General features: G+C 63.6%; 21 protein-coding genes. 5 read left to right on the forward strand and 16 right to left on the reverse strand.

Annotated features, from left to right (window positions below; translation table 11 throughout):
* Positions 1-1,269: 1,269 nt before the first annotated feature.
* Positions 1,270-1,845 carry a hemerythrin domain-containing protein gene (locus VSR72_RS25075; RefSeq protein ID WP_342955047.1) on the forward strand — a complete coding sequence of 192 codons (576 nt, stop codon included), beginning with the start codon at positions 1,270-1,272 and terminating at the stop codon, positions 1,843-1,845.
* Positions 1,846-2,085: 240 nt separating this feature from the next.
* Positions 2,086-2,847, forward strand: coding sequence for a YoaK family protein (locus tag VSR72_RS25080; RefSeq protein ID WP_342955048.1), 762 nt, complete (start codon positions 2,086-2,088; stop codon positions 2,845-2,847).
* 51 nt (positions 2,848-2,898) lie between these two features.
* On the opposite strand, the gene VSR72_RS25085 is transcribed toward VSR72_RS25080, so the two are convergent.
* The 5 genes from VSR72_RS25085 to VSR72_RS25105 form a co-directional block, all read right to left on the reverse strand.
* Positions 2,899-3,195 (reverse strand): H-NS histone family protein, encoded by a 297-nt coding sequence (locus VSR72_RS25085; protein WP_342955049.1) that lies wholly within the window; start codon positions 3,193-3,195, stop codon positions 2,899-2,901.
* Positions 3,196-3,311: 116 nt separating this feature from the next.
* On the reverse strand, positions 3,312-3,641 hold the full coding sequence (locus VSR72_RS25090; protein ID WP_342955050.1) for a hypothetical protein: 330 nt from the start codon (positions 3,639-3,641) through the stop codon (positions 3,312-3,314).
* A gap of 83 nt (positions 3,642-3,724) precedes the next feature.
* Positions 3,725-4,318 (reverse strand): J domain-containing protein, encoded by a 594-nt coding sequence (locus VSR72_RS25095; RefSeq protein ID WP_342955051.1) that lies wholly within the window; start codon positions 4,316-4,318, stop codon positions 3,725-3,727.
* 165 nt (positions 4,319-4,483) lie between these two features.
* Positions 4,484-4,642, reverse strand: a complete 159-nt coding sequence (locus VSR72_RS25100) for a hypothetical protein (RefSeq protein WP_342955052.1) — start codon at positions 4,640-4,642, stop codon at positions 4,484-4,486.
* Positions 4,643-4,742: 100 nt separating this feature from the next.
* Complete coding sequence (locus VSR72_RS25105; protein WP_028204658.1) at positions 4,743-4,940, reverse strand: hypothetical protein; 198 nt, start codon at positions 4,938-4,940, stop codon at positions 4,743-4,745.
* Between the two features lie 839 nt (positions 4,941-5,779).
* Here VSR72_RS25105 and VSR72_RS25110 point away from each other — a divergent pair.
* On the forward strand, positions 5,780-6,031 hold the full coding sequence (locus VSR72_RS25110) for a hypothetical protein (RefSeq protein ID WP_342955053.1): 252 nt from the start codon (positions 5,780-5,782) through the stop codon (positions 6,029-6,031).
* A 132-nt stretch (positions 6,032-6,163) separates the two neighbouring features.
* Here VSR72_RS25110 and VSR72_RS25115 read toward each other — a convergent pair whose 3' ends face one another.
* Positions 6,164-6,553: a BON domain-containing protein gene (locus VSR72_RS25115; protein WP_342955054.1), complete on the reverse strand. Its 390-nt coding sequence runs from the start codon at positions 6,551-6,553 to the stop codon at positions 6,164-6,166.
* Positions 6,554-6,743: 190 nt separating this feature from the next.
* Here VSR72_RS25115 and VSR72_RS25120 point away from each other — a divergent pair, with 190 nt between their 5' ends.
* Positions 6,744-7,259, forward strand: coding sequence for an Rrf2 family transcriptional regulator (locus VSR72_RS25120; RefSeq protein ID WP_342955055.1), 516 nt, complete (start codon positions 6,744-6,746; stop codon positions 7,257-7,259).
* A gap of 97 nt (positions 7,260-7,356) precedes the next feature.
* Here VSR72_RS25120 and VSR72_RS25125 read toward each other — a convergent pair whose 3' ends face one another.
* Both VSR72_RS25125 and VSR72_RS25130 read right to left on the reverse strand, forming a co-directional pair.
* Positions 7,357-8,562: an NAD(P)/FAD-dependent oxidoreductase gene (locus VSR72_RS25125; protein WP_342955056.1), complete on the reverse strand. Its 1,206-nt coding sequence runs from the start codon at positions 8,560-8,562 to the stop codon at positions 7,357-7,359.
* A gap of 203 nt (positions 8,563-8,765) precedes the next feature.
* Positions 8,766-9,884 (reverse strand): NAD(P)/FAD-dependent oxidoreductase, encoded by a 1,119-nt coding sequence (locus VSR72_RS25130; RefSeq protein ID WP_342955057.1) that lies wholly within the window; start codon positions 9,882-9,884, stop codon positions 8,766-8,768.
* A gap of 103 nt (positions 9,885-9,987) precedes the next feature.
* On the opposite strand from VSR72_RS25130, the gene VSR72_RS25135 reads away from it, so the two are divergent.
* The gene (locus VSR72_RS25135; protein WP_342955058.1) at positions 9,988-10,668 is read left to right on the forward strand and encodes a TetR family transcriptional regulator; all 681 of its coding nucleotides are present in this window, start codon (positions 9,988-9,990) and stop codon (positions 10,666-10,668) included.
* Positions 10,669-10,671: 3 nt separating this feature from the next.
* On the opposite strand, the gene VSR72_RS25140 is transcribed toward VSR72_RS25135, so the two are convergent.
* From VSR72_RS25140 to VSR72_RS25175, 8 genes are all read right to left on the reverse strand, one after another.
* Positions 10,672-11,862, reverse strand: a complete 1,191-nt coding sequence (locus VSR72_RS25140; RefSeq protein WP_342955059.1) for a TIGR03118 family protein — start codon at positions 11,860-11,862, stop codon at positions 10,672-10,674.
* A gap of 146 nt (positions 11,863-12,008) precedes the next feature.
* Complete coding sequence (locus VSR72_RS25145) at positions 12,009-13,328, reverse strand: tetratricopeptide repeat protein (protein WP_342955060.1); 1,320 nt, start codon at positions 13,326-13,328, stop codon at positions 12,009-12,011.
* A 208-nt stretch (positions 13,329-13,536) separates the two neighbouring features.
* Positions 13,537-16,266 (reverse strand): glucosidase, encoded by a 2,730-nt coding sequence (locus VSR72_RS25150; protein WP_342955187.1) that lies wholly within the window; start codon positions 16,264-16,266, stop codon positions 13,537-13,539.
* 103 nt (positions 16,267-16,369) lie between these two features.
* Positions 16,370-18,331, reverse strand: coding sequence for an amylo-alpha-1,6-glucosidase (locus VSR72_RS25155; RefSeq protein ID WP_342955061.1), 1,962 nt, complete (start codon positions 18,329-18,331; stop codon positions 16,370-16,372).
* Between the two features lie 105 nt (positions 18,332-18,436).
* On the reverse strand, positions 18,437-19,465 hold the full coding sequence (locus VSR72_RS25160) for a substrate-binding domain-containing protein (protein WP_342955062.1): 1,029 nt from the start codon (positions 19,463-19,465) through the stop codon (positions 18,437-18,439).
* A gap of 209 nt (positions 19,466-19,674) precedes the next feature.
* Complete coding sequence (rbsB, locus tag VSR72_RS25165) at positions 19,675-20,649, reverse strand: ribose ABC transporter substrate-binding protein RbsB (RefSeq protein WP_342955063.1); 975 nt, start codon at positions 20,647-20,649, stop codon at positions 19,675-19,677.
* Between the two features lie 107 nt (positions 20,650-20,756).
* Positions 20,757-21,713, reverse strand: a complete 957-nt coding sequence (gene rbsC, locus VSR72_RS25170; RefSeq protein ID WP_342955064.1) for a ribose ABC transporter permease — start codon at positions 21,711-21,713, stop codon at positions 20,757-20,759.
* A 43-nt stretch (positions 21,714-21,756) separates the two neighbouring features.
* Positions 21,757-23,262 (reverse strand): sugar ABC transporter ATP-binding protein, encoded by a 1,506-nt coding sequence (locus VSR72_RS25175; RefSeq protein WP_342955065.1) that lies wholly within the window; start codon positions 23,260-23,262, stop codon positions 21,757-21,759.
* Between the last annotated feature and the right edge of the window lies 1 nt (position 23,263).

Below are 23,263 nucleotides of genomic sequence, written 5' to 3' on the forward strand. Positions count from 1 at the left end.
GGGGAACGATGAATCGATCAATGAAACAGACCGTGGTATGGGTGCTCGCCTTGGCGCTGTCGGGCGTGGCTTACGGTGCAGGCGGCGGTAATGGCGGAGGAAACGGCGGAGGAAACGGCGGCGGCAATGGCGGCGGTAATGGCGGCGGCAACGGTGGAGGGAATGGCGGTGGCCACGGCTCAGGGTCCGGTTCGGGCTCCAGCTCTGGCTCGGGGTCCGGCTCTGGCTCGGGGTCTAGTTCCGGCTCCGGGTCGAGCGCGGGTTCGGGTTCAAGCTCAGGCTCAGGGTCTAGTGCGGGATCGGGCGCTGGTAGCTCAGGCGCAGGTAGTTCCGGCGCAGGCAGTTCCGGCGCAGGCAGTTCCGGCGCAGGCAGTTCCGGCGCAGGCAGTTCCGGCGCAGGTAGTTCCGGCGCAGGCAGTTCCGGCGCAGGCAGCGCTGGTGGAGGTAGCGCCAGCGGTAGCGGTAGCGCGAGTGCCGGTGGCTCCGCAGGTAGCGCCGGTGCAGGCGGCCCTGGTGGACCTTTGGGCCGCGGCTCACCTGGCATGAGTGCACCTGCGGCGATGGTCGAAATAGTGCCACCTCCGCCACCTGCACCGATCATGAACGCACCGGTTACGAACGTATACGGCCCACCGCCGCACCCACCCGAATCGGATAGCCATATGCACACGGTGGCGGTGCCCGCGCCAGCCCGGACCGACTATGCCCCGCCAGCGAACGTAACCACGTCGATTCGGGACACAACCAGCGGGGCACCCACTGCGCCGGTTGCGAACAACTACGCTGCGCCGGCCGCGACGGCCCCGGCCCCTGTTGCGCTCGCGCGGCCAACTGCTGCACCGGTTGCAAACGACTACGGTCCGCCAGCTACAACCGGTACGGGCAGTGGCGCAGGTCCCGGCGCAGGCCCTGCACGCGCTGCGAACAATTACGGGCCACCGGCTGGGATGGCCGGCGCAACCAAAGCGGGTTTCTCGGTAGACACGGGCGGATACGAACCACCAATCCTGACCCCAACCAGCAGTAGCAGGGGCGAGCAGGCACAGCCGACGCAGTAAGGCGTGGCCGGGCGGCACGGTGACAATTCGCCGTGCCGAATTCGCATGCGGCAACGCCCCGCAAGGGGCTCACGCCGCGAGTGCAAATTGACAAAAATCAATGCATTTTGCAACACCGGGCGCATAGTGAATCAGCCGCGGCCGACCACGCAGCGCCGTACCCCCTCCGCTGCCTCGCCCCAGGTCGACCGCTCCTGTCACGGAGCCCGACATGCAACTCGCCACCCGACGCAGCGCGATACACGTGATCCTGAGCGAACACCATCGCCTGACGAGCATCGTCAACGGCATGCTGCGTGTGGTCGATGGCATGGCGTCCAGCTCCGGCCCGGCCAGCGCCATGCTGATGCGGGCGATGCTCTACTACATCAACGAATTCCCCGAACAGGTTCATCATCCGAAGGAAGAGCAATACCTGTTCGCGCGGCTTCGCGCGCGCACTGAAGAATTCGAGGCGGCCATCAGCGAACTCACGCTCCAGCACGAAGCAGGCAAGCTGCGCGTTCACGCACTCGAACGCGCGCTCACGCGGTATGAACTTGCAGGCGCCGCCATGCTGCCCGCGTTGCGCGACGGTGTGTATGGTTACGCGGACTTCTATGCCGCTCACCGGCACCTGGAGGAGTCCGCGATCCTGCCCGGCGCGCAACGCTATTTAACCGTATCGGACTGGGTGGAAATCGATGAGGCATTCGGCGCGAATCGCGATCCGTTCGAGAATCTGGTGACCGAGGACAATCTCAACGACCTTTACCGATTGATCATCCAAACGATGCCTGAAGCGTAGGCATGGACGATCTCACGGCGATACGCATCGCGGATCGCCGCCTGCCAGCCTTGATGACGCTCGATCTCGACCCGGATTCCACACGGAAAAGACAGGCGCAATCGAACTACACGAATTCACGGCAACCTGGCGAGTCCTGCGGCAAACAACCGCACCCCAAACGCCACATGGCGCCGGGCCGCGCAGCAAGTCCGCGTCGTACACTGTGTCTTTTCGACGCTCGTAGCCCGGAAAGCCGTCGTGCCCATTCACTATCTGCGCAGCTTCACCTCCGTCGAACGCACTGAGCGGGCCAACCTGCGGCTCGGCCGTGCACTGGCCTGGGTCGCCGGTGCCATCAACGCCGGCGGTTTCCTCGCGGTTGGGCAATACACGTCGCACATGTCGGGCATCGTGTCGTCGCTTGCCGACAGCGCCGCGCTCGGCGATAGCGGCATCGCGCTAGCCGCTATCAGTTCCGTGCTTGCCTTTGTGGGTGGCGCCGCGACGTCCGCCATTCTGATCAACTGGGGGCGGCGCCGTTGCGCGCGCAGCGTCTACGCGCTGCCGCTCCTGCTCGAAGCCGCCCTGCTCCTTTGTTTCGCCGCGCTCGGCGCGAATCTCGAGATACACCGTGTTCTCTTCGTGCCGCTGACAGTCGCCGTACTCTGTTACGTCATGGGTGTGCAGAACGCCATGATCACGAAAATCTCGCACGCCGAAATCCGCACGACGCATGTAACCGGCATCGTCACAGATCTGGGCATTGAACTTGGGAAAGCGCTGTACTGGAATTGGGGCGTACCGGCTTCAGCGTCGCATCATGTAGCCGCCGATATGCAGCGCGTGCGCGTACTCGGTTCCCTGCTCGGCATGTTTCTGCTTGGCGGAACGCTGGGCGCAGTGGCTTTCCGGCATTTCGGATTCGCCGCGGGCGTTCCTTTGTCGATGCTGCTGGTGATCCTTGCAGGCGTCCCGGTCACCGACGATTTGCGTCGCCTGCCGCTGCGCGACCTTTTTTGAGCCGCTTTCGCGCAATTCGCCGGTCGACCTGGCCAGGCGATACCAGGCGATTTATTCGCTAATCAGAAACTTGTCGCGATTCTTCGCGTCCTTGATCCAGTTTGGTGCGCGCCCCCTGCCGGACCAGGTCGCCCCGCTTGCGGGATCGCGATATTTCGGGGGCGCCACGCTATGCGAAAGCCCGGACCGGCCGCGACGACTACCGAAGATGTCCTGCTGGGTGTACCCGAATTCGGCCACCTTTGCGCGGATGTCGGCGAGAACCGCCTGGAACTCCTGCTGACGGGCGATGACCGCCTGACTTTCGAGTTCCGCTAGCTGCGCTTTAAGTTCCTTGTACGTTGCCACGAATCGTCTCCTGCGCGTGGACACCATACGTCAATCATAGTGGCTTTCGCGCACGCCCCCTTCCAACGTGATCGCCCGACCGTCGCGGCGGCGAAAACACGCGGAACGCAAGTCGGTCAGGCTGCGACAAAGACGACTGCCCCCACATCGGCAGCCTGGGCGAACAGCCGTACGAAACGATAGCTTTGCGCCTGAATAGTCAGCTCGTTGAGCCCGGAGTGCGTGCCCTCCAGTATTGCTCTCGCCACCGGCTCCGGAATCGCCCCAAGGTGCGCCCAGTCTTCCTGCAACAGCGCAGGGTCTCCCAGATAGACCTCGCTTTTCCCGCCAGGCGTTCGAACGAGAATCAGGCTCCCCCCCTTGTCGAGCGCCAGCTCCAGATACTCCGACAAGGTGGCTAACGCCTCTGTGGCGACATCGCGGGCTGCATTTGAATTCGAAGTCATGGGGTGGCCACGCTGGGTAGTGTATCGATCACTATCGTACCCCTGCTCCCACACATTCGGCTGAATTTGGCGCCGATATGCGCTCAGGGATGTAAGCCGAACATACCGTGCCAGATCGCACTGAAGAAGTTCGCGTGACGAGGATCGCCGGCCTTTTGCGACTCGTCGCCGCCCGCGCCATGCGTTGCAGACGACGGCATTGCCTCGTCCGCATCCGCGGCACTGCGCGGCATGGCGTTGTCCGACTGACGCGACTGGTGCAGCGCAATCGCGCCGTCGGCAATGCGTCCGGCCAGTTGGGTTTCGCAATCGCTCGCGAGCAGTGCGCCGAACACCACGTCGCGGTTGTAGCCCTGCCCGGCGAAGTGCATGGCCACGCCAACGTGCCGCGCATACGCCTCCTGACGCGCCGCCTCCTGCAAACGCGCCTCTTCTTCCTGTTCGCGCGCGAGACGCCCCATCTCGTCGGCATAGACCGCGTCGTAGACGCTGCGCTGCGCAGGATCGGAAAGAATCGCGTAAGCCTCCTTGATCTCCTGGAACTGCGCATGCGCAGAGGCTTCGCGTCCCATATTTCGGTCGGGATGCGCTTTCATCGCGGCCCTGCGGTAGGCCCGCTTGATGTCTGCGTCGCTTGCGTCGTCGCGTACGCCTAGCAAGTCATACAACGTCGCCATGGCTCGCACAAATTGAAGTGAGATGACGTCGATCGTAGCATGCCGTCCGCAGACACACCGATCCGGCGATCGGTGATCGATAGTTGTCAATCGATCAATTGTCCTAATCAAACGGATGTCGATTATCGAAATCGGCACGCAGTGCCAGCCCGCAGCGCGAAGTTCTCAGCGGCGAACCCGCGTCCAGCGGCACCAGTCGTGATGATCGAGATTGCGCAGCAAATCAGCCCTGCGCCGTTCGCGCCGGTAGTGAACGGTGACACTAACTGCGGCTATCACAAGCACGATCGTGCCGGCAGCCATACCCAGCCAGGACTGGTCCACGTCAGCCTCCTCAGATCCATGCGGATCGCAACCCAAATGTGAGCAACGCGCTCTGAATATAGCCTGTCCATGTGACAGACTATGCGGTCTTGACCGCTATTCAGCGCACGCGGGCGACTGCTCTCAGGAGCGCATCGCCCTGAGGCGTCACTCGGGGTGTTGGGAAACCGGATTCGGGCGTATCGACGATGACCAGGTGAAGGTCGCGAAGCGCACCGAGTTCTTCCCGGTCCGGCTCGATCCGCCCCGGTGCATTCTTTATCAGCATCAACGTGGCAAGTTCGTGGGGGCTCAACATGCTATTTCCCTCCCGCTTGATCCTGTTTGATCCCGCTTTATTCCGCTTCTTTCCACTTACTTCCATTCGATCGTGCCTGGTCCCGCTTGCGAGTGCACTCGCCGCCCGGAGGCGATGCGTGCTATCGCAACTTCGCCGCGGTCTCCGAAGCGATGTTCATGCAAGCGCGCGTGTATCCGGCGGTCTGTGAAGCCACCCACGGCAACAACTCGACGTGGTTGCGGACAAATTGCTCCGGCGTTTGTGCGGACATCATGCCTTCGAGGTGCTCTCGCGACCCCTCGAATACCGACCTGCAAGTCGCGAGATTCAGGCGCGCGAGTTCGCAAAATCCGTCGAATAAATGGCTGGTCAGCGTAGTGAAATTTGCGGCCCACGATTCGCTTTGCGCGGCTGCGAATTTTTGATTAGACATACTAATTTATCCCCCGTGCATTTCATCAATCGTTATGTCTGTATCGACCGCGCTTGATGTATGGCTTCGCAACGTGCGTGACGTTGCCGAATCAGAAACGAATGCCGGCGTCGATCTAGAGCCTTGATTCTAACTTTGTTAAATCCGCATCATGAATGCATATGAGTCAGGAGTTTCCCCAATTCATTACGCATCGCATTTGACCGTGAAGCCTGACTGCGGTGAATTTCGAACAGGCATGCGAAAAATTGACTTGTCAGATTGGCTTCAGCCAGTCAGACAAGAAAGGACAAACCACGGGTTTTGCGCTGCCTGGAAATGCAAGAGGTCAAACAAGGTTCCGCTGCGATGAGGATTTACTCATCGCGAACGGATCGTTTAACGAGAGGGGGCTGGCAAATCAATGTGCGCCGGCTTTCACCGCGTGGCGTTGCGCAAGCATCTCGCGTATGCGCGCGAGATGCAGATCGCCAACGGCCGTTTGAAGGGGCTCGATCCTTCGGGCTCGCCGCGCAGCAGGTGGCCACGCCCCCAGGTATCGGCACAGCGCGGAAACGAACGGCCGCTTACCGCCGCCAGCAAGCTGCCTGGCCGCAGCCACAACGCGATCCGAACCTACATTTGCGAGCAGCCATTCAAACGCCTGACGGTCTTCGTCATTCACAATGCGGATTAGCGATTCCATGCGACGCTCCTACTGGACGTATACACATACTGTTAATTTATACAGTATTTTGCGTCCGCGCAAGGACAGATCGGGAATCGCCTGTCTGAGGGTGTTGCGCCGGGTGCAAGCGCGAGCGAGACGCTACTCGCTGGCCGCGGCATCCCCTTTCTGCGCTGTCAATCGGTTCGTCACGGCCGTCACGCCCAGCACCGGTCTTGCCGCATTGGCCGCGCGCGAGATCTGCCAGGTCTCCGGCACCGTGCCCGAGAGCGTGACGACGCCATGGCTCACCCGAATGTGAATGTCCGAGTCGTCGAGATCCGGTACGCGCCTGATGGCGCGGCGAACGTCACGCACGATCGAGCTATCCGGCCGGGTTCCGGGGGTCGATGTCGAGACTCTTTGCACGGCCGCACCGGCCGGCGCGTTCACACCCGTTTGCGCTTGCGCATTGTTCGCATTGGCAGCGCAGCTCGCGATAGCGACAAACACCATCGCGCCGATCGATCCATTCGCACCGTTTCTGTTCATGCTGCCTCCATCGGGTCGTGTCAACCGAGGAAAAGCGCCACTTCCACGCGTATGTTGGCACAGGATTTCGCGCGTCGCGTTCACGATGGCCTGGATCCCACCCTCGCCCGCGCACGACAACGCAGTGAGTGACTTCCCCGCCGCACTGCGCTACCCTATCAACTCCGATACACAAAGTCGTCGTATAACCATGTCACACATCAGCACAGGCGTTGAATACGGACTGCATTGCCTGCTCTATCTAGCCGGCACGACGGCTGGCGTGCGCGAGGCGAGCGTGCGCGACCTCGCCGAAATGCAGGGCGTACCGGTCGATTACGCCGCCAAGCTCTTCACGCGCCTCGCCAAGGCCGGCATCGTCGAGTCGACCGAAGGCATACGCGGCGGGTTCCGGCTTGCGAAGCCCGCGCGCAATATTTCGGTGCTGGACGTCGTCGACGCCATCGACGGCGAAAAGGCGCTCTTCGACTGCCGCGAAGTGCGCGGGCAGTGTGCGGTTTTCAACGACGAGCCGCCCGCGTGGGCCACACGCGGCACCTGCTCGATTCATGCCGTGATGCAAGGCGCCGAGCGCGCCATGCGCGCAGAACTCAAGCAACACTCGCTTGCCGATCTCGCCACCCGCGCGTATTCGAAGGCGCCTGCCAGCTATCACCATCACGTGGTGGACTGGTTCACGGAGCGTGCCGCCAATCGTCGCGGCTAACGCCCTCCGCGTTTGCGATCCCGTCTCTCATGCGAAAAAACGCGGAGCCTCCAACGAGGCTTCCGCGTACAGCCAGATCCGATGCAGTCCTAATGGATCAGGCAACGACGATGCGAAGCGGATCGGCGGCGGCGAGCGCTTGCTCACGATCCGCGCGAGGCGGATAGATCCACTCGGAGTTGATCTGGTGCTTGAGCTTCTTCGCCTCGGCACCCTGCAACTTCACTTCGCGCTCCCAGCCTTCCGTGTAGACCGCGCCCCACGGGCCCAGATCCAGGCACGTCACGTACTTCGGCTGGCTATACGGAATCTGCTCGAGGCCGAGCAAATCGGCTGCCGCGTTGTGGCCTGCCGAGCGCCCGAGATTCATCGCGTGCTGGCACGACATCATCGTGTGATTGCCTTCGTCGTCGGTGGCCGCGCGGGCCACGTCGCCCGTCGCGTAGACACCGGGCACACCCTCCACCGCGAGATTGCGATCGACGTGAAGGCGGCCGGTGGCGTCGAGCCGGCCCGGAATCTGCGCCGTCAACGTGCTAGCGCGCAGCCCGGCCGTCCAGATCACGGTGTGCGATTCGATGCGCTCGCCGTCCGTTGTCGTCACACCGCCGGCATCGACTGAAGCCACGCCCGAACCGAGCTTCCATGTCACGCCGAGCGACCCCAGCGCCTCTTCGATCACCGGACGCGGGCCCGCGCCCAGGTCGGGACCGATCGCGTCATTGCGCTCGACGATGATCACCCTCACATTCGCATGCTCGCCCAGCGCCGCGCGCAGGCGTGCCGGCATTTCCGCAGCGGTCTCGATACCGGTGAATCCGCCGCCCGCCACCACCACGGTATTGCGCGCGGGCGAGTCCGGCTGGCTGGCCAGGCCGCCGATGTGCGATTCCAGTTCGACCGCTTCGTCGGTCTGATCCACGCTGAACGTGTATTCGGCGAGACCCGGAATCGATGGGCGGAACAGTCGGCTGCCGGTCGCAAGCACGAGGCGGTCATAACCGAGCGTAGCGGGCTGACCGTCCACACCGATCAGAACTACCGCGCGACGCTCCACATGAATGCGCTCGACGGTGCCCTGGACGAACTTGACGCCAGTCGCCTCGAAGATCTCCGTGAGCGGCGCCCTGAAGTTCGCCGGGCCCTCTTCATACAGACGCGGACGAACATGCAGATGCGGGTCGGGTGCGACCAGCGTGATCTCCACGTCCGTGCGCCCCTGCTCGTCGAGCAGCCGCGCCGCGCTCAGCGCGCTCCACATACCGGCAAAACCGGCCCCAATAACAAGAATACGCTTCGACATTTTGCTTCTCCAATGCAGGGATACGTGAAATCGGTGGAGCGCTCGCTGCGCGTGACGCGCGCCGCAATCTCCGGTCGAGGGACTCGCGTCGCACCTGCGCAACGCATAACTACGATTCTATGAGTCGTAGTTTAAAGATGCAAGCCCCAAGTTGGGACACTCTGTTGACAAATCAGACAACGAAACCGCGCCGCGGCTTGCGGCTAGGCCTGCCAGGTCTCGAAGAAGTCGACCAGACTCTGCGGCGCTCCGCCACCGAGACACACATCGAGCACCTTTTTCGCCGCGGCCGCTTCGCAAGAACTGCGTGGGAAAAGTGCTGTCTCGTACGCGAGGAGCGCGGCTTCCATGTCGCCGGGGCTACCGGCGATGGCACTCGCGAGTTCGGCGCCGTCGAACATGGCGAGGTTCGCCCCTTCACCGGAAGGGATCATCAAATGCGCGGCATCGCCAAGCAATGTCACGCCGGGCGTGCGCGGCCATTTGTGCTCGTCCGGGAGCGCATGAATCGGGCGGAACACGGGGGCCGTTTGCCCATCGGTGATAAGCGCAGTCAGCGCAGGCGCCCAGTCGTCGAATGCTTGCGCAACCGTGGCCAGAGCAGCGGCAGGGTCGGACTGGTCGATGCTATCTATTGCCTGCCTTAGTTGCACGTACGTGTGCAGCACGCCGCCGGGCTCCCGATGCGCGACGATGCCTTTGCCGGGCGCGAGCGCGAACATCGCGCCTTCGCCAACCGCTTGCGCGCTCGTCTTGTGACGCGTGTCGCAGTCGAACAGATACGTCTCGACGAACACCGTGCCGACATAGGCCGGTTTCGCGCCCGATAGAAGCGGACGAACTTTCGACCACGCTCCATCGGCCCCGACGAGAAGATCGGTCGTCACGCTAGCGCCGTTAGCGAAGGTCACGACGTGCCGGCCGTCGCCGGGCGCGGCCACCGCGATGACTTTATGTCCCCACTGCACGGTGCCGGCGGGAAGTGATTCCAGCAGAATGCGCCGCAATGCTCCGCGCGGGACTTCGGGCCGCCCGCCTGTTCCGTCGTCGCATTGCTCGTAAAGAACCCGGCCATGCCGGTCGAGAACCCGCGTCGCCTGACCGCCGGGATGGATGATCTCGCGAAACCGGTCGAACAGTCCCGCCGACTTGAGTGCGAGTTGCCCGTTGTTCTCGTGAATATCGAGCATGCCGCCCTGCGCTCGCGCATTCGCCGAGGCTTCCGCCTCATAGATTGTCGAGGCAATGCCGTGAACGTGAAGAACCCGGGCGAGCATGAGTCCGCCGAGTCCCGCGCCGATGATTGCAATCGAAGACTTCATCCTGCTCCTTGCCGATTGAGGCGGATCCCTTGAACGACAGCGCGCTATGGAACGCCGTTCCATAGTAATATGGAACATTGTTCCATTGACGTCAAGAGGAAGCATGGTCAAGAAAGCGCGGGGCGTTCAGCGGCGCGAGGACTCGCTCTCACGCGAACGCATCATCGAGGCGTCGATTGAGCTTCTGGACAGCAGCGGAGAAAGCGGCCTCACGTTTCGCGCGCTCGCTGAGCGGCTCGCCACGGGGCCCGGCGCGATTTACTGGCACGTCGAAAACAAGAGCGATCTGCTGAGCGCCGCCTGCGACGCCCTCGTCGCCCGTGCAATAGACACACCATTGCCCAGCGCAACACCGCGTGAGGCGATTCGCGCGCTCGCATTGGCCATGTTCGATGCGATCGACGAACATCCGTGGATTGGCTCAGTGCTCGCGCGAGATCCGGGTCAATTGCCGATGATTAGGATTCTTGAGCGTATCGGCCAGCAGATTCGCGCGCTCGACGTGCCACTCGACGCACAGTGGGCGACGGTATCCGCAGTGCTGAGCTACATCCTGGGCGTGAGCGGCCAGAACGCGGCGAATGCGCAGATCGCGCGCGACCAGGACGCCGATCGAACCCACTTTCTGGACGAGGTGGCGTCGGTGTGGTCGCAGCTCGATCCCGCGGATTATCCGTTCACCCGCAGCGTCGCCAGACAGCTACGCGATCATGATGACCGCGTCGATTTTCTCGCGGGAATCGATCTCATCCTGCTCGGAATCGACTCGGCGCACGGGCGCTGAGCGCTACATGCCCATGCTCGTTCCTCCGCCCGCGCTTGTGCCAGTACCGGTGCCAGCGCCTGTGGACGTGCCAGCGCTCGGCGTCGGATTCAAATCGATACGTCCATACACGCCATCGGCTTCGGCATTCGGCCCCGCCGCGAAAAACAGCGTATTGGAAGGCTGATTGCTGAGGTCGTTGCCGAACGCAATGCCCCACACGCCCGGCTCGACAATCGCGTTGCCATTCGCCCCGTTGAGCGGCCCCATCGACTGGCCGGTCGATGCGTTGAAAGCGTTGATTCTCCCATCGCCGAAATTGCCGATCAATATCGCGCCGCTCATCGTGCCGAAGTTCGCGGGCGCCTGCGCAATGCCCCACGGCGCGTTGAGCGGGGTCCCCGACGCGAAGTGTTGCTTCAGGTTGCCGGCCGTGTCGTACACATCGACCATACCGAGTCCCGCGCCCGCGACATCGTCATGTTTGGCAGAGTCTTGCATCGCATACGTGACGAACAGATTCGAGCCGATCGCCTGAATACCGAACGGCGCGAATCCGGCCGGCATGGCCGGGTCCGTGAAGGCGCCGGGCATCGAGACTTTGGCGAACGAGGTATTGAAGACGTCGATCTTGTTGTTATGGAAATCGGTCGCGTAAAGGAAGTTGGCATTGTTCGACGCCGCGAGCGCGAGCCCCTTGTACACGGCGCCGCCCGTACCGTCGTCGTACATGACGAACGCATTGGTCGGCCCGACTGTGGGCGCCCACGCGGTGATCGTGCCGCCCTCGCCCGCGAAGATGAATGCGGCGACGCCGGACTTGCCATTTTCCGTGACCGTGAAGCTTTGCGTGCCGTTGAACACAATGCCCGTTGGCGACGCCGAGCCATTCTTGCCGTCGGGTATGGCGACGATCAGCGATTGCGGCACGCCGTTGCCGTCATAGAGCGTCGCGACATTGGTGCCGTTGTCCGCGACCCAGACGAAACCTTTCGGATTGAAGGTGATGCCCCACGGGTTTTTCAGATTCCCGTCAGTGTGCGCAGCCGCCACCGCACCATCGGAAACGAGCGCCGTCGCCGTGAACGACGACTGGACAGGCACGCTCGCACCGCTAGAACCAGAACTGGAACCCGAACCGCCGCCGCACGACACGAGCGTCGCGATGGCCGCCCCACATGCTACGACGCCGCATACGGCGAATAGAGACTTCATGACCGCACTCCTCGTTCAGTCCAAGGGACTAACGGACAAAGAACGAGGCGCACACGGGCTTTATTCCGGCGAAGAAAAAGGGTTGTTTCGCGGGCAATCGTAATGACTGAATCAGCTAGCGAAAAGCTGGCGGCGAGCAGCGAACACTACGCATGACCGTCCGGCACCAGCAGACTCGCAGATACCCGTGGCGACTTGCGCGGCGTACCGAGCAGCGCGAGTTGCTGCTCGTGCGGGCTCAGCGCGCTACTGTCGCGCTTCTGGGCTTCGGCATATTTTTGCGCGGCGTGAGACAGATCGCCTGCGTCTTCCAGCGCCCGGCCCCATAGTTCATACGAAGGCGCGAGATCGGGACGCAGCTCGACCGCGCGCTCCAGCTTGACGATTGCCGCCGCGTATTGGCCATTGTCGATGAGCGCTTCTCCCCAGTCATGCAGGATGTTCACATCGTCGTGCTGCATCTCATCTGCGCGGCGGAACGCGCCGAGGGCCTCGGCATACCGGTGCGCGTGCAACAAGACGTCACCGAGCAAGCGCTGGTTCTCCGCGGTACTCCATCTCTCGCGAGCACCCGCTTGCAGCGCCTCGATCGCGGCGTCGATTCTTTTCTCCTGCTCGAGCGCTATACCAAGGTTGGCCTGCAAGAGCGCAGAGTGTGGATATAGCAGGAGCGCGTCACGTGTCTGCTGTTCCGCCTCTTCGGAGCGGTTTTGCCTGAGCAGCAGCCAGCCTTTTCCCACGAGCGCCCACCGGCGCTGCGGTGAACCCGGCCGGCCCAACATATCGTCATAGATCGCTTCGACCTCGCTATAGTCGCATTGGTCTAGCGAACACCGTGTCTTTTGCACCGTCGTGAAAAGATGGCTCGCGAGCGTATTCGGTTCGACGAGCCGCATGACCTTGACCGCGATATCTTGCACCGCCCGGTTGAAGTCATTGCCGCTGAACACAACGTCGTCGTGCATCGCATTGAATGGCCCATTTTCGATCTGAATATGCGCGATATACGACTCCGCGCTATCGCTCATCTGGGTAATGCCGATACGGACGACGACGTCCTGCTTGTCCGTGAACAGCGTCGATTTCAGAAAGCCGACAATCGCGGCATAGGAGATGTCCTGCCCCGGAACCTTGATATCAGGGCTGTCGTTATCGGCCAGCGAAGCATCGTGCGGAACCGCCTCGCTGTCGTGGCTGATTACGCGCATCGACGAAAGAATTCGTTCTGCCAGGAATTCCGAGGAGTAGCCTGCTTCGGCTAGCGCCTTTGGCGTTTCCACCGGCGGCACCAGCACGTGTTGCGTGAGCGCGCCGGCTATGACGAGCCAGCAGAACGGCACGGTGAGCACCAGGACGACCCAGGTGAGCACAAAGGGCCACAGCTCTCGCGGCGCACGGCCGATCATCTCGATCAGAAACAACACGTGCGAAAGGCCCGCAGGCCTGCGATCCGGAACGCTCGACATGATGCACCTCGACGCGGCGGCAGTTGGCTGGGCCCAACTGTCGGTAGGCGTGAACGCATCTAGCGTGCCAGCGGGCTCTAAGCCCTTCCCTGTGGGGCGTTTCGGCTCTGCTTGCGAATTTTGGGCGTACCGGGTGTCTTCTGCTGTCCAACGCTTGCATACGGCGAGTGCTGGTTCGCAGCCGACATGTGCGAACCCGGCGGCGAGATCACTTCACCGCCTCCGTGTCTTCAACTTCGCCCGCGACCGGCACGTTGCCCGATGGGCTCATCATGCGCGGCTGGAGCATCAGCGCGACGAGTCCAGTCCAGCCGGTCTGGTGCGATGCGCCGACGCCACGCCCGTTGTCGCCGTGGAAGTACTCGTGAAACAGCACGAGATCGCGGCAGCGCGGATCGGCCTGCAGCAGCGGGTACGCGCCCATGACCGGGCGCTCGTTGTTGCGGTCGAGCAGAAAGAGCGTCGTGACGCGCCGGGCAAGCTCGTCCGCGATCTGCGCGAGCGAAAGCTTCTTGCCCGAGCCAGTCGGATACTCGACGCGAAAATCGTCGCCATAATAGCGGTGAAATTCGTAGAGCGACTCGATCAGCAGATAGTTGACGGGCATCCACACCGGGCCGCGCCAGTTCGAATTGCCACCGAACACGCGCGAGTCCGATTCGGCGGGCAGGTATTTGACGCCGAAGTCGCAGCCGTTATGGCGGTAAACGAACGGCTCGTCGAGATGGGCGCGAGAAAGCGCGCGCACGCCGTGGTCCGAGAGAAATTCGGCTTCGTCGAGCATCCGCCGCAGCAGCGCCTTCATCCGGTGCCCGCGCAAGAGCGAGAGCAGCAACGAATTGCCCTTGCCGGGTTCGTTCCAGCGCGACACGAGGCTCGCAAGGTCGGGCCGGTGCTGAAGGAAGAAGACCAGCCGGTCGCGCAGCCCCGGCAGGCCGCCATGCACGCGCTCCTCCAGCACACGCACGGCGAAGAAGGGAATCAGCCCGACGATCGAGCGCATGCGCAGCGGCACGCTGTTGCCGTCCGGCAGTCTCAGCTTGTCGTAGAAAAACTCGTCGACGCTGTCCCACAGTCCCGTATCGCAGCCGTCGTCGCAGCTCACCGCGCCCGCGATGTACAAAAAGTGCTCGAAGAACTTCACGCCGATATCCACGAACACGTGGTTCGCAAACGCGAGTTCGAGCGCGATGCGCATGAGGTCGAGCGCGTAGGCCGCCATCCACGCCGTGCCGTCCGCCTGGTCGATGTGGCCGCCCGTCGGCAGCGGCGACGAGCGGTCGAAGATGCCGACGTTGTCGAGCCCGAGAAAGCCGCCCTGGAAGATGTTGTGGCCGTCCGCGTCCTTGCGGTTCACCCACCACGAAAAATTCAGGAGCAGCTTGTGGAAAATGAGTTCGAGAAATTCACGGTCCGCTTGGCCAGTGATCGCACGATCGATCTCGTACACGCGCCACGCCGCCCACGCGTGCACGGGCGGATTCGCGTCGCCGAACGCCCATTCGTACGCGGGCAACTGCCCGTTCGGATGCTGATAGCGGTCCTTCACGAGCAGCAGCATCTGCTTCTTTGCGAACATCGGATCGACCAGCGCGAACGCGGCCGCCTGAAACGCGAGGTCCCACGATGCATACCACGGGTACTCCCACTTGTCCGGCATCGAGAGGATGTCCGCGTTGCACAGATGCCGCCAGTCCGCGTTGCGCCCGCGCAGACGGCTCGCGGGCGGCGCCGGCTGCAGCGGGTCGCCTTCCATCCAGCGGTTCACGTCGTACTGGTAGTACTGCTTCGACCACAGCATGCCCGCCAGCGCCTGGCGCTGCACGAGCCGGGCGTCGGCGCTCTCGATGTCGCGCTGCAGCGCGTCGTAGAACGCGTCCGCCTCCGCAATGCGTTGAGCGAAAAGACTGTCGATATCGAGCGCCACCTCTTCTTTCGCCTCGGACAGCGGACGCAAGCGCAACGTGACAACCGCGCGGCTGTGCGCCGCAATCTCCAGATGCACGCGCGCGGCCGCCTTGGTGCCTGCGTCGCGGCGGATCGCGTCGTTGTTGCCGTGCACGACATAGTCGTCGAAGCCGTCCTTGAACGGACCGGCGCCGTCCATGCCGAATAGACGCTTCACGTTGGTCTCGTTCTCGCAAAACAGCCACTCGACGCGCGCGCCCTCTTGTGCGGCCGCCGTCACGACGAGCGGCTCGTGCGTGCCACAGTGCGCGACCACGTGCTCGCCCGCGGACGAGGAGACTAGCTTGAGCGACGGCTTGTCTCCTGTAGCCTTCCACGACCACGTGTTGCGTGCCCAGATCTGCGGCAGCACGTCGATCGATGCGTGCTGCCCACCGCGGTTCTCGACGCTCACGCGCATGACGACGTCTTCCGGCGTGTGCTTCGCATATTCGATCAGCACATCGAAATAACACTTGTCGTCGAATGCGCCTGTATCGAGGATTTCATATTCGGGTAAGCCGGCGCCGCGCCGCGCGTTTTCGTCGATCAGGTCCTGATAGGGAAACGCGGCCTGCGGGTACTTGTAAAGCATGCGCATATAGGAATGCGTCGGCGTGCTGTCGAGGTAGAAGTACAACTCCTTCACGTCCTCGCCGTGATTGCCTTCCTGATTCGTGAGCCCGAACAGACGCTCCTTCAAGATCGGGTCGCGGCCGTTCCACAGCGCGAGCGAGCAGCACCAGTTCAGCCGCTCGTCGGCGAAACCGGCCAGGCCGTCCTCGCCCCAGCGATAGGCGCGCATGCGCGCGTGGTCGTGCGGGAAATAGTCCCACGCGGTGCCGTTCGCGCTGTAATCCTCGCGTACCGTACCCCATTGACGCTCGCTGAGGTACGGCCCCCAGCGTTGCCAGCGAGCGTAATCGGACGAGTACAGGCGTTGACCTTCAACCGTGTGGATGAGGCCGGCGGCGCGCTGCAGCATGGGCATCTCCTTGAGTGGGGCCGGCCTGGGTGGGCCGCGCTTCACATTCTCGCTTCACATGCTAGCGCGGTTTCCCTGCTGGGCGTGCGGACCGCGCAACGGGCGCGGGCTAGCCGGCGTCCCCGAGCCGTTTGAGAACGCGCAGCAGTTCGCCCAGCGACCATGCCTGGAACGGCGCGCCGCCGGGCTCGTGAGGCGCATCGCCATTGGCGACTTCGGAAATATGGTCGAGCCCGGCACGCTCGAGGTGCGCGAGCAGCGGCGCGACAAAGCGCTCGCGTGCGAGCGCGCGCTGCGCCGCAGTATCGCCGTTCACGCGCAGCCAGGCATCCACGAAGGGGCCGAGCAACCAGGGCCAGACGGTGCCCTGATGATAGGCGCCGTCGCGCTCGAACACACCGCCACGGTATTGCCCGCGATACGCGCGGTCGGACGGCGCGAGCGTGCGCAACCCCATGGGCGTGAGCAGATCCGTTTGAACCTGCGCGACGATCGCACGCGCCGCATCGCCTTCCAGCAGCGCGAACGGCAGGCCGCCTGCCGCGAAAATCTGGTTCGGCCGGATCGAGCGATCGACCGTGCCGTCCACGTGATCGACGTCGACCACATCGAACAGTGCGCCCGTGGACGGATCGACGAAGCGCTCGGCAAACGCGGCGCTGGCGCGCGCTTCGAGTTCGCGCCAGCGCGTATCCCATGCGCAGGCAATGCGCAGCGCGTTGATCCACAGCGCCTGAATTTCGACCGGCTTGCCCATGCGCGGCGTGACCACCCAGTCGCCCGCCTTCGCGTCCATCCACGTAAGCTGCACGCCCGGCACGCCCGCTCGCAGCAGGCCGTCGCGCGGGTCGGCGCCGATCCGGTAGCGCGTGCCGCGTGCATAGCCTTCGAGGATCGCGCCGACGGCACCCTGCAGCGCATGCCGCGCTTCGGGTGGCAAGTTCGCAGCGGCAAAATAATCGTGCACCGCCACGACGAACCACAGCGATGCGTCGACGGAGTTGTATTCGGGCGCACCGCCAGCATCGGGAAAGCGGTTTGGCAGCATGCCCTCGGAAACCGTGGCCGCCCATTCGAGCAGGATCGCGCCGGCTTGTTCGTAATGCCCGTTCGCAAGCAGCAGACCGCGCATGGCGATGAACGTGTCACGGCCCCAGTCGGTGAACCACGGATAGCCCGCGACGATTGTGCGGCCGTCGCCGCGCGCAACGACATAGGCGTTCGCCGAGCGTTGCAGGCGCGAGCCGAACGACGCGCGGCGCACCTCCTCGAAACCGGCGAGCAGTTGCGCGCGGCTCGCCGTGCTTTCGTCGTCCTCGCGCGAGGTATCGGCCACACCGGACGATAGTTGAGCACGCAACAGTATTACGGCATAGCCTTTGCCGGGATCGAAGGTGAACACGCCTGGCGTCGCGAGGTCCTCGATGCAGTCGAGACCTCGCTCGCGTTCGCGCGTGTAGCAGAAGTTGCGGTACCAGTCCGGCGCATGCGTATAGCGGCCGTTCGAGCGCGCGACGATGGCAGGCAGATCGCCGTACGGCTGCCAGCGCACGGACTCGCCGTCGATCCGGGCATCGAAGTCGAACGCGGGGTTCTCGTGGTGCAGCGCGTGGTAGTCGCGGCCCGAGATCAGCGGGCGGACTTTCAGCACGGCACCGCCAGTCCCGGTAGGTCCTTCAAGCCGCCAGCGCAGCACGGTTTCGCCGCTCGCCTTCGCAACGAACACTTCGGCTGTGAGCACGCTGCCGCCGTCCAGCCGGTAGCGCCACGTGGGCCACGGCGATGTATCGAAGCTTGCGATGCTTGTCGACGTATCGGGATAAAGCAGATCGGGTGCGTAGCGCTGCATCGTCAGCGCGGTCTTGCGCTCCCCGTCCTCGAGCCAGGCTTCGATGCCGTTGACGAGCACCACGCGGTTCGTGGGCGGCTGCCTGGCCGTGAGCAACAGCGCGTGATAGCGGCGCGTGCGTGCGGTGCCCACCGTGCCGGAGGCGAATCCGCCAGCGCCGTCCGCTTCGAGCCATTCGTCGTCGAAGCGTTCAGCATCGATGGGGTCGTCTAGACGCGTCATCGCTTGTCCTACCCTCGTGGATCACATGCGCAACGATACTCCCGTTGGCTGGGCGCTGCCTCGAACGGATCGACGACCCGCATTGCGCTCTTTGCGCAATTTCCGCTACGCGGCGACTCGCCCGCGCCCCTGCCGGTAGTGAATCTGGGCGGGCACCTGGATCGACTCGGGCGCGCCTTCGCCTTCGAGCAGCGAAAACACGCAGCGCAGGCTATGTTCCGCGAGTTGAGCGCTGTCCTGCACGATAGCGTCGATGCGTAGCGGCAGGCAGTCGAGCAACTGATGATCGTCGAACGTCATCACGCGGCCGGGCGCCTGGGCAAGCTGGTGCGCTTCGTTCACGAACTCCAGCAAACCTTCCAGGAGCGTGATCGACCCGGCGAAAAGCGCCTCGGGATAGCGCCCATGCGCTTCGAACCAGGCCTTCATCAGCGCGTAGCCCGACTCCCGCTGATAGTCGCGCTGAAACACCCAGTCGGCCTGCTCCGCGATACCATGCCGCTCGAGCGCGAGCCGATAGCCCGCAAGGCGGTCGCGGCTAGGCGAAAGCTCAGGCTGGCCGCCGAAGAACACCACTTCCCGCGCGCCCTGCTCGATCGTCTCGCCCACCAAAGCGGCCACCGTTTCGGCGGCATCGGTAATCACGTAGGGAATCGCGCTCGTCGCCACGCGGCGGTCGGCGAACACGATCGGCAAACGCTTGACCCATTTGTCGTAGCGCGGCGCTTCGGCGGTGCACGGCACGACCACCACGCCGTCCACCTGCTGCGCGACCAGATGCGCGATGCCCTCGGTCTCGCGCACCGGATCTTCATCGCTCGTCACGATCACAAGCTGATACCGGTAACGCTCGCGGCATTGCCACTCCATGGCCTGGGCGAGCGCGGCGTGCGCCGAGTTGGTCAGATCGGGAATCACGAGGCCGATCGTGTTGCTGCGCCGCGAGCGCAGTGCGCGCGCCGATTGTGACGGCGTGAAATGATGGTCCTTCGCCACCTGCAGCACGCGCTCGACCGTCGCCGCCGAAATGCGGTAGCGCTCGGCGTTGCCGTTGAGCACCATGCTGGCCGTGGTGCGCGAAACCTCCGCGAGGCGGGCAATGTCGTCGATAGTCAGACGCTCGAACTGGGACACGCGGCGTTCCTGCTGGGTATGGGTTTGGGATCGGATGAACGCGAGAGCGAAGCGCCGGCGATGCGGCCTGGAGGGGGGACAAACCCAAGGGCAAACGCCCAAACGAGGCGCCCCGTGTGGCACGGGGCGCTCGACGCTTCCCAGGCTCGCGCATACGCGAAGAACTTCGCGTTCGATGGTACTACGCTCGCGCGCGCCTGAAAACGTGCTTACTGCTTGTACAGGTTCAGCGGCACCGCGATGAACTTGTCGACCGGCTGGCCGTCGACCACCTTCTTCGCGGCCTGCACGCCGTACTGGCCGATCAGTTCGGGCTGCTGCTGCACGGTTGCGGCCATCTGGCCGGCCTTGACCGCGGCGATCGCGTCGTCGGTGGCGTCGAAGCCGACCACGGCCACGTTCTTCAGGCCCGCAGCCTGCAACGCCTTCACCGCGCCCAGCGCCATTTCGTCGTTCTGCGCGAACACGCCCTGGATGTCCTTGTTGCTCTGGATGATGTTCTCCATCACCGAAAGGCCCTTGGCGCGATCGAAGTCGGCAGGCTGTTTCGTGACGATCTTCACGCCGCCCTTCGCAGCGATTTCATCGTCGAAACCGGCGCCGCGCTCGTTGGCCGCCGACGAACCCGGAATACCCTGCAGTTCGACGATGTTGCCCTTGCCGCCCAGCTTCTCGGCGAGGAAACCGGCTGCCATCTTGCCACCTGCCTTGTTGTCCGAGGCGATGTGCGAGCTGACTTCCGCGCCATTCACGCTGCGGTCGAGCGAGATGACCTTGATGCCCTTGCTCGTCGCTTCCTTCACGACGTTGGCCACCGCCGAGGAATCGGTCGGGTTGATCAGGATGACGTTGACCTTCTTTTCGATCAGGTCTTCCACACTGGCCTGCTGCTTGGCCGGGTCGTTCTGCGCGTCGACGGTGATGAGCGTGACGCCGTCCTTCTTCGCTTCGTCTTCGGCGCCCTTCTTGAGCGAGACAAAGAACGGATTGTTGAGCGTCGAGATCGACAGACCGACCGTGACAGCGCCGCCCGAAGCCGGGGCCGCAGCGGACGCGCCGCTCGCGCCCGCATCCGCACTGCTGCCCGGACCTTCCTTCGAGCAGGCCGCGAGGCCCAGCGCGAGTGAACCGGCGACGAGCGCCATAAAGAGCTTCGAGATCGACGGCGAATTATGCTTATACATAGTCTTCCTCCTCGTTATATATGGAGTGTGTGGAGATAAAAAACTCAGGATTGCTATTGATATAAAACTGCCTCGCCGCGCAAACATTGCGCGACGAGGCCATTCAGTTACGACTTCTTGTTGCCGCGATCGATCAGCACGGCGAGCAGGATCACGATGCCCTTGATGACCTGCTGATAGAACGACGACACATCGAGCAGGTTCAGACCGTTGTTGAGCACGCCGATCAGCAGCGCGCCCACGAGCGTGCCGAAGATCCAGCCACGGCCGCCCGTGAGGCTCGTGCCGCCCAGCACGACCGCCGCGATGGCGTCGAGCTCGTAGCCCGTGCCCGCAGTCGGTTGCGCGGAGTTCAGACGCGAGGTCAGCACCACACCCGCGAGCGCCGACATCACACCGGCAATCGTATAAACCCACAACTGGATGCGGTCGACCTTCACGCCGGAAAGCTTCGCCGATTCGGCGTTGCCGCCCGTTGCATAGATATGGCGGCCGAACACGGTCTTGCGCAGCAGCACCCAGAACACGCCGAACATCACGAGCATGAGCACGACGGGAATCGGCACGAGGCGCGCGACATAGCCGCCGCCCAGCAGCGAGAAGAAGTCGCTGTTGAAGCTGCTGATCGGGCTGCCGTTCGAGACGACGAGCGCGAGGCCGCGCAGCACCGTCATCGAGCCGAGCGTGGCGATGAACGGCGCGACTCGGCCCTTGCTGATGACGAGACCGTTGGCGAAGCCCATCAGGCCGCCAGCCGCGAGACCGGCGAGCGTCGCGAAGATGGCGGGCGTGCCCGCACTCAGCAGCGTCGCGATGATCACCGAGGAAAGCGCGAGCACGGAGCCCGCAGAAAGATCGATGCCGCCGAGCAGAATCACGAGCGTCATGCCGAACGCGATCAGCGCGTTGATCGACGCCTGACGCATGACGTTGAGCAGATTGTCGAGCGTGAGGAAGTCGCGGCTCACGATCGAGAGCGCCACGGAAATGATCAGCAGTGCTACGAAGGGGCCGAGTTTTTGCAGCGTCGCCCGGCTGCCGGGGGTGAGGGTCACTTGCGACATGTCATGTCTCGCTAGTTTGCAGTGAATTGATATGCGTTTTCGCTCAGGCCGCCACAGCTTGCGGCGCTGCCTGGCCGCCAGCGGCGGCCGCCATGATCAGTTCCTGGGTGGCCGCGGCCGCTTCGAAGATGCCGTTCTGGCGCCCCTGATGCATGACGAGAATGCGGTCGCTCATGGCCAGCACTTCGGGGAGTTCGGACGACACCATCACAATGGCGACGCCCTGCTCCGCGAGCTGATTGATGATCGTGTAGATCTCGGCCTTGCCGCCCACGTCCACGCCGCGCGTGGGCTCGTCGAGCAGCAGCACCTTCGGCGGCTGAGCGAGCCACTTGGCGAACACGACCTTTTGCTGATTGCCGCCCGAAAGCGCCTTGACGTCCAGTTCCGCATCGCGCGTACGCACACGCAACTGCTTGATGAGGCCGTCGACAGCGGTGCGCTCCGCACGCTCGTTGACGAAGCCGAGCGTGGCGTACTGGTCCAGATGCACGAGCGTCGCGTTTTCGCGCACCGACATGCCGAGCACGAGCCCCTGCCGCTTGCGGTCTTCCGTGACGAAGCCGATGCCCGCCGCAATCGCGCTCGACGCGTCGCGCACATCGAGCGGCTTGCCGTCGAGCGTGACGGCGCCCGCGGTCTTGCGGTTCGCGCCGAACAGCGTGCGCAGAATCTCGCTGCGGCCCGCGCCCATGAGACCGGCAATACCGAGCACCTCGCCCGCGCGCACGTCGAACGTAATGCCTTCGATATGGCCTTCGTCGGCAAGACCGGACACGCTCATGCGCACAGCGCCCGGCGCATGGCTGCGCTTGGGGAAACGCTCGCCAAGCTCGCGGCCCACCATCAGCCGTACGATCTCGTCGAAACCGGTATCGCGAATCGCGCGTTCGCCAACGAAATGGCCGTCACGCAGCACGCTGATCTTGTCGCACACGCGGAAGATCTCTTCCATGCGGTGCGAAACGTAGACGATCGCCACGCCGCTCGCCTTGAGCGCCTGCATGATTTCGAAGAGCGTTTCGATCTCGCGGTTCGTGAGCGCGGCCGTTGGCTCGTCCATCACCAGCACTTGCGCGTTCAGTGAAAGCGCCTTGGCAATTTCCACGAGCTGCTGCTGGCCGATGGAGAGCATGCCCGCTTCGCTCTGCGGATCGATACGCTGTGCGCCCACCTTGTCGAGCCACTTGCGCGCCTCGCTGCGCATCGTCGCGGTATCGACCATGCCGAAGCGGCTCGGCTCGCGGCCAAGGAAGAGATTCTCCATCACCGTGAGTTGCGGGATGAGATTCAATTCCTGGTGAATGATGGCAATGCCCGCGCGTTCCGCCTCGACGGTGCTGCGGATCTGCACCGCGCGCCCATCGACGAGAATCTCGCCCGCGTCGGCTTGATACACGCCGCTCAGGATCTTCATGAGCGTCGATTTGCCTGCGCCGTTCTCGCCCATCAGCGCGTGGATCTCGCCCGCCTCGATGCGGAAATCGACGCCTTCGAGCACCCGAACCGGACCGAACGCCTTGCCGATCCCCTGCATCATCACTTGCATC

It is taken from the genome of Paraburkholderia sp. JHI869, from assembly GCF_038900775.1.
GTDB lineage: Bacteria > Pseudomonadota > Gammaproteobacteria > Burkholderiales > Burkholderiaceae > Paraburkholderia.

Coding starts and splice junctions, on each gene's coding strand:
- VSR72_RS25105 (WP_028204658.1), bottom strand. CDS start 4,940: ATGTTGAGCCCCCACGAACTTGCCACGTTGATGCTGATAAAGAATGCA.
- VSR72_RS25125 (WP_342955056.1), bottom strand. CDS start 8,562: ATGTCGAAGCGTATTCTTGTTATTGGGGCCGGTTTTGCCGGTATGTGG.
- VSR72_RS25095 (WP_342955051.1), bottom strand. CDS start 4,318: ATGGCGACGTTGTATGACTTGCTAGGCGTACGCGACGACGCAAGCGAC.
- VSR72_RS25135 (WP_342955058.1), top strand. CDS start 9,988: ATGGTCAAGAAAGCGCGGGGCGTTCAGCGGCGCGAGGACTCGCTCTCA.
- VSR72_RS25155 (WP_342955061.1), bottom strand. CDS start 18,331: ATGACGCGTCTAGACGACCCCATCGATGCTGAACGCTTCGACGACGAA.
- VSR72_RS25150 (WP_342955187.1), bottom strand. CDS start 16,266: ATGCCCATGCTGCAGCGCGCCGCCGGCCTCATCCACACGGTTGAAGGT.
- VSR72_RS25115 (WP_342955054.1), bottom strand. CDS start 6,553: ATGAACAGAAACGGTGCGAATGGATCGATCGGCGCGATGGTGTTTGTC.
- VSR72_RS25090 (WP_342955050.1), bottom strand. CDS start 3,641: ATGACTTCGAATTCAAATGCAGCCCGCGATGTCGCCACAGAGGCGTTA.
- rbsB (WP_342955063.1), bottom strand. CDS start 20,649: ATGTATAAGCATAATTCGCCGTCGATCTCGAAGCTCTTTATGGCGCTC.
- VSR72_RS25175 (WP_342955065.1), bottom strand. CDS start 23,262: ATGCAAGTGATGATGCAGGGGATCGGCAAGGCGTTCGGTCCGGTTCGG.
- rbsC (WP_342955064.1), bottom strand. CDS start 21,713: ATGTCGCAAGTGACCCTCACCCCCGGCAGCCGGGCGACGCTGCAAAAA.
- VSR72_RS25140 (WP_342955059.1), bottom strand. CDS start 11,862: ATGAAGTCTCTATTCGCCGTATGCGGCGTCGTAGCATGTGGGGCGGCC.
- VSR72_RS25120 (WP_342955055.1), top strand. CDS start 6,744: ATGTCACACATCAGCACAGGCGTTGAATACGGACTGCATTGCCTGCTC.
- VSR72_RS25130 (WP_342955057.1), bottom strand. CDS start 9,884: ATGAAGTCTTCGATTGCAATCATCGGCGCGGGACTCGGCGGACTCATG.
- VSR72_RS25075 (WP_342955047.1), top strand. CDS start 1,270: ATGCAACTCGCCACCCGACGCAGCGCGATACACGTGATCCTGAGCGAA.
- VSR72_RS25145 (WP_342955060.1), bottom strand. CDS start 13,328: ATGTCGAGCGTTCCGGATCGCAGGCCTGCGGGCCTTTCGCACGTGTTG.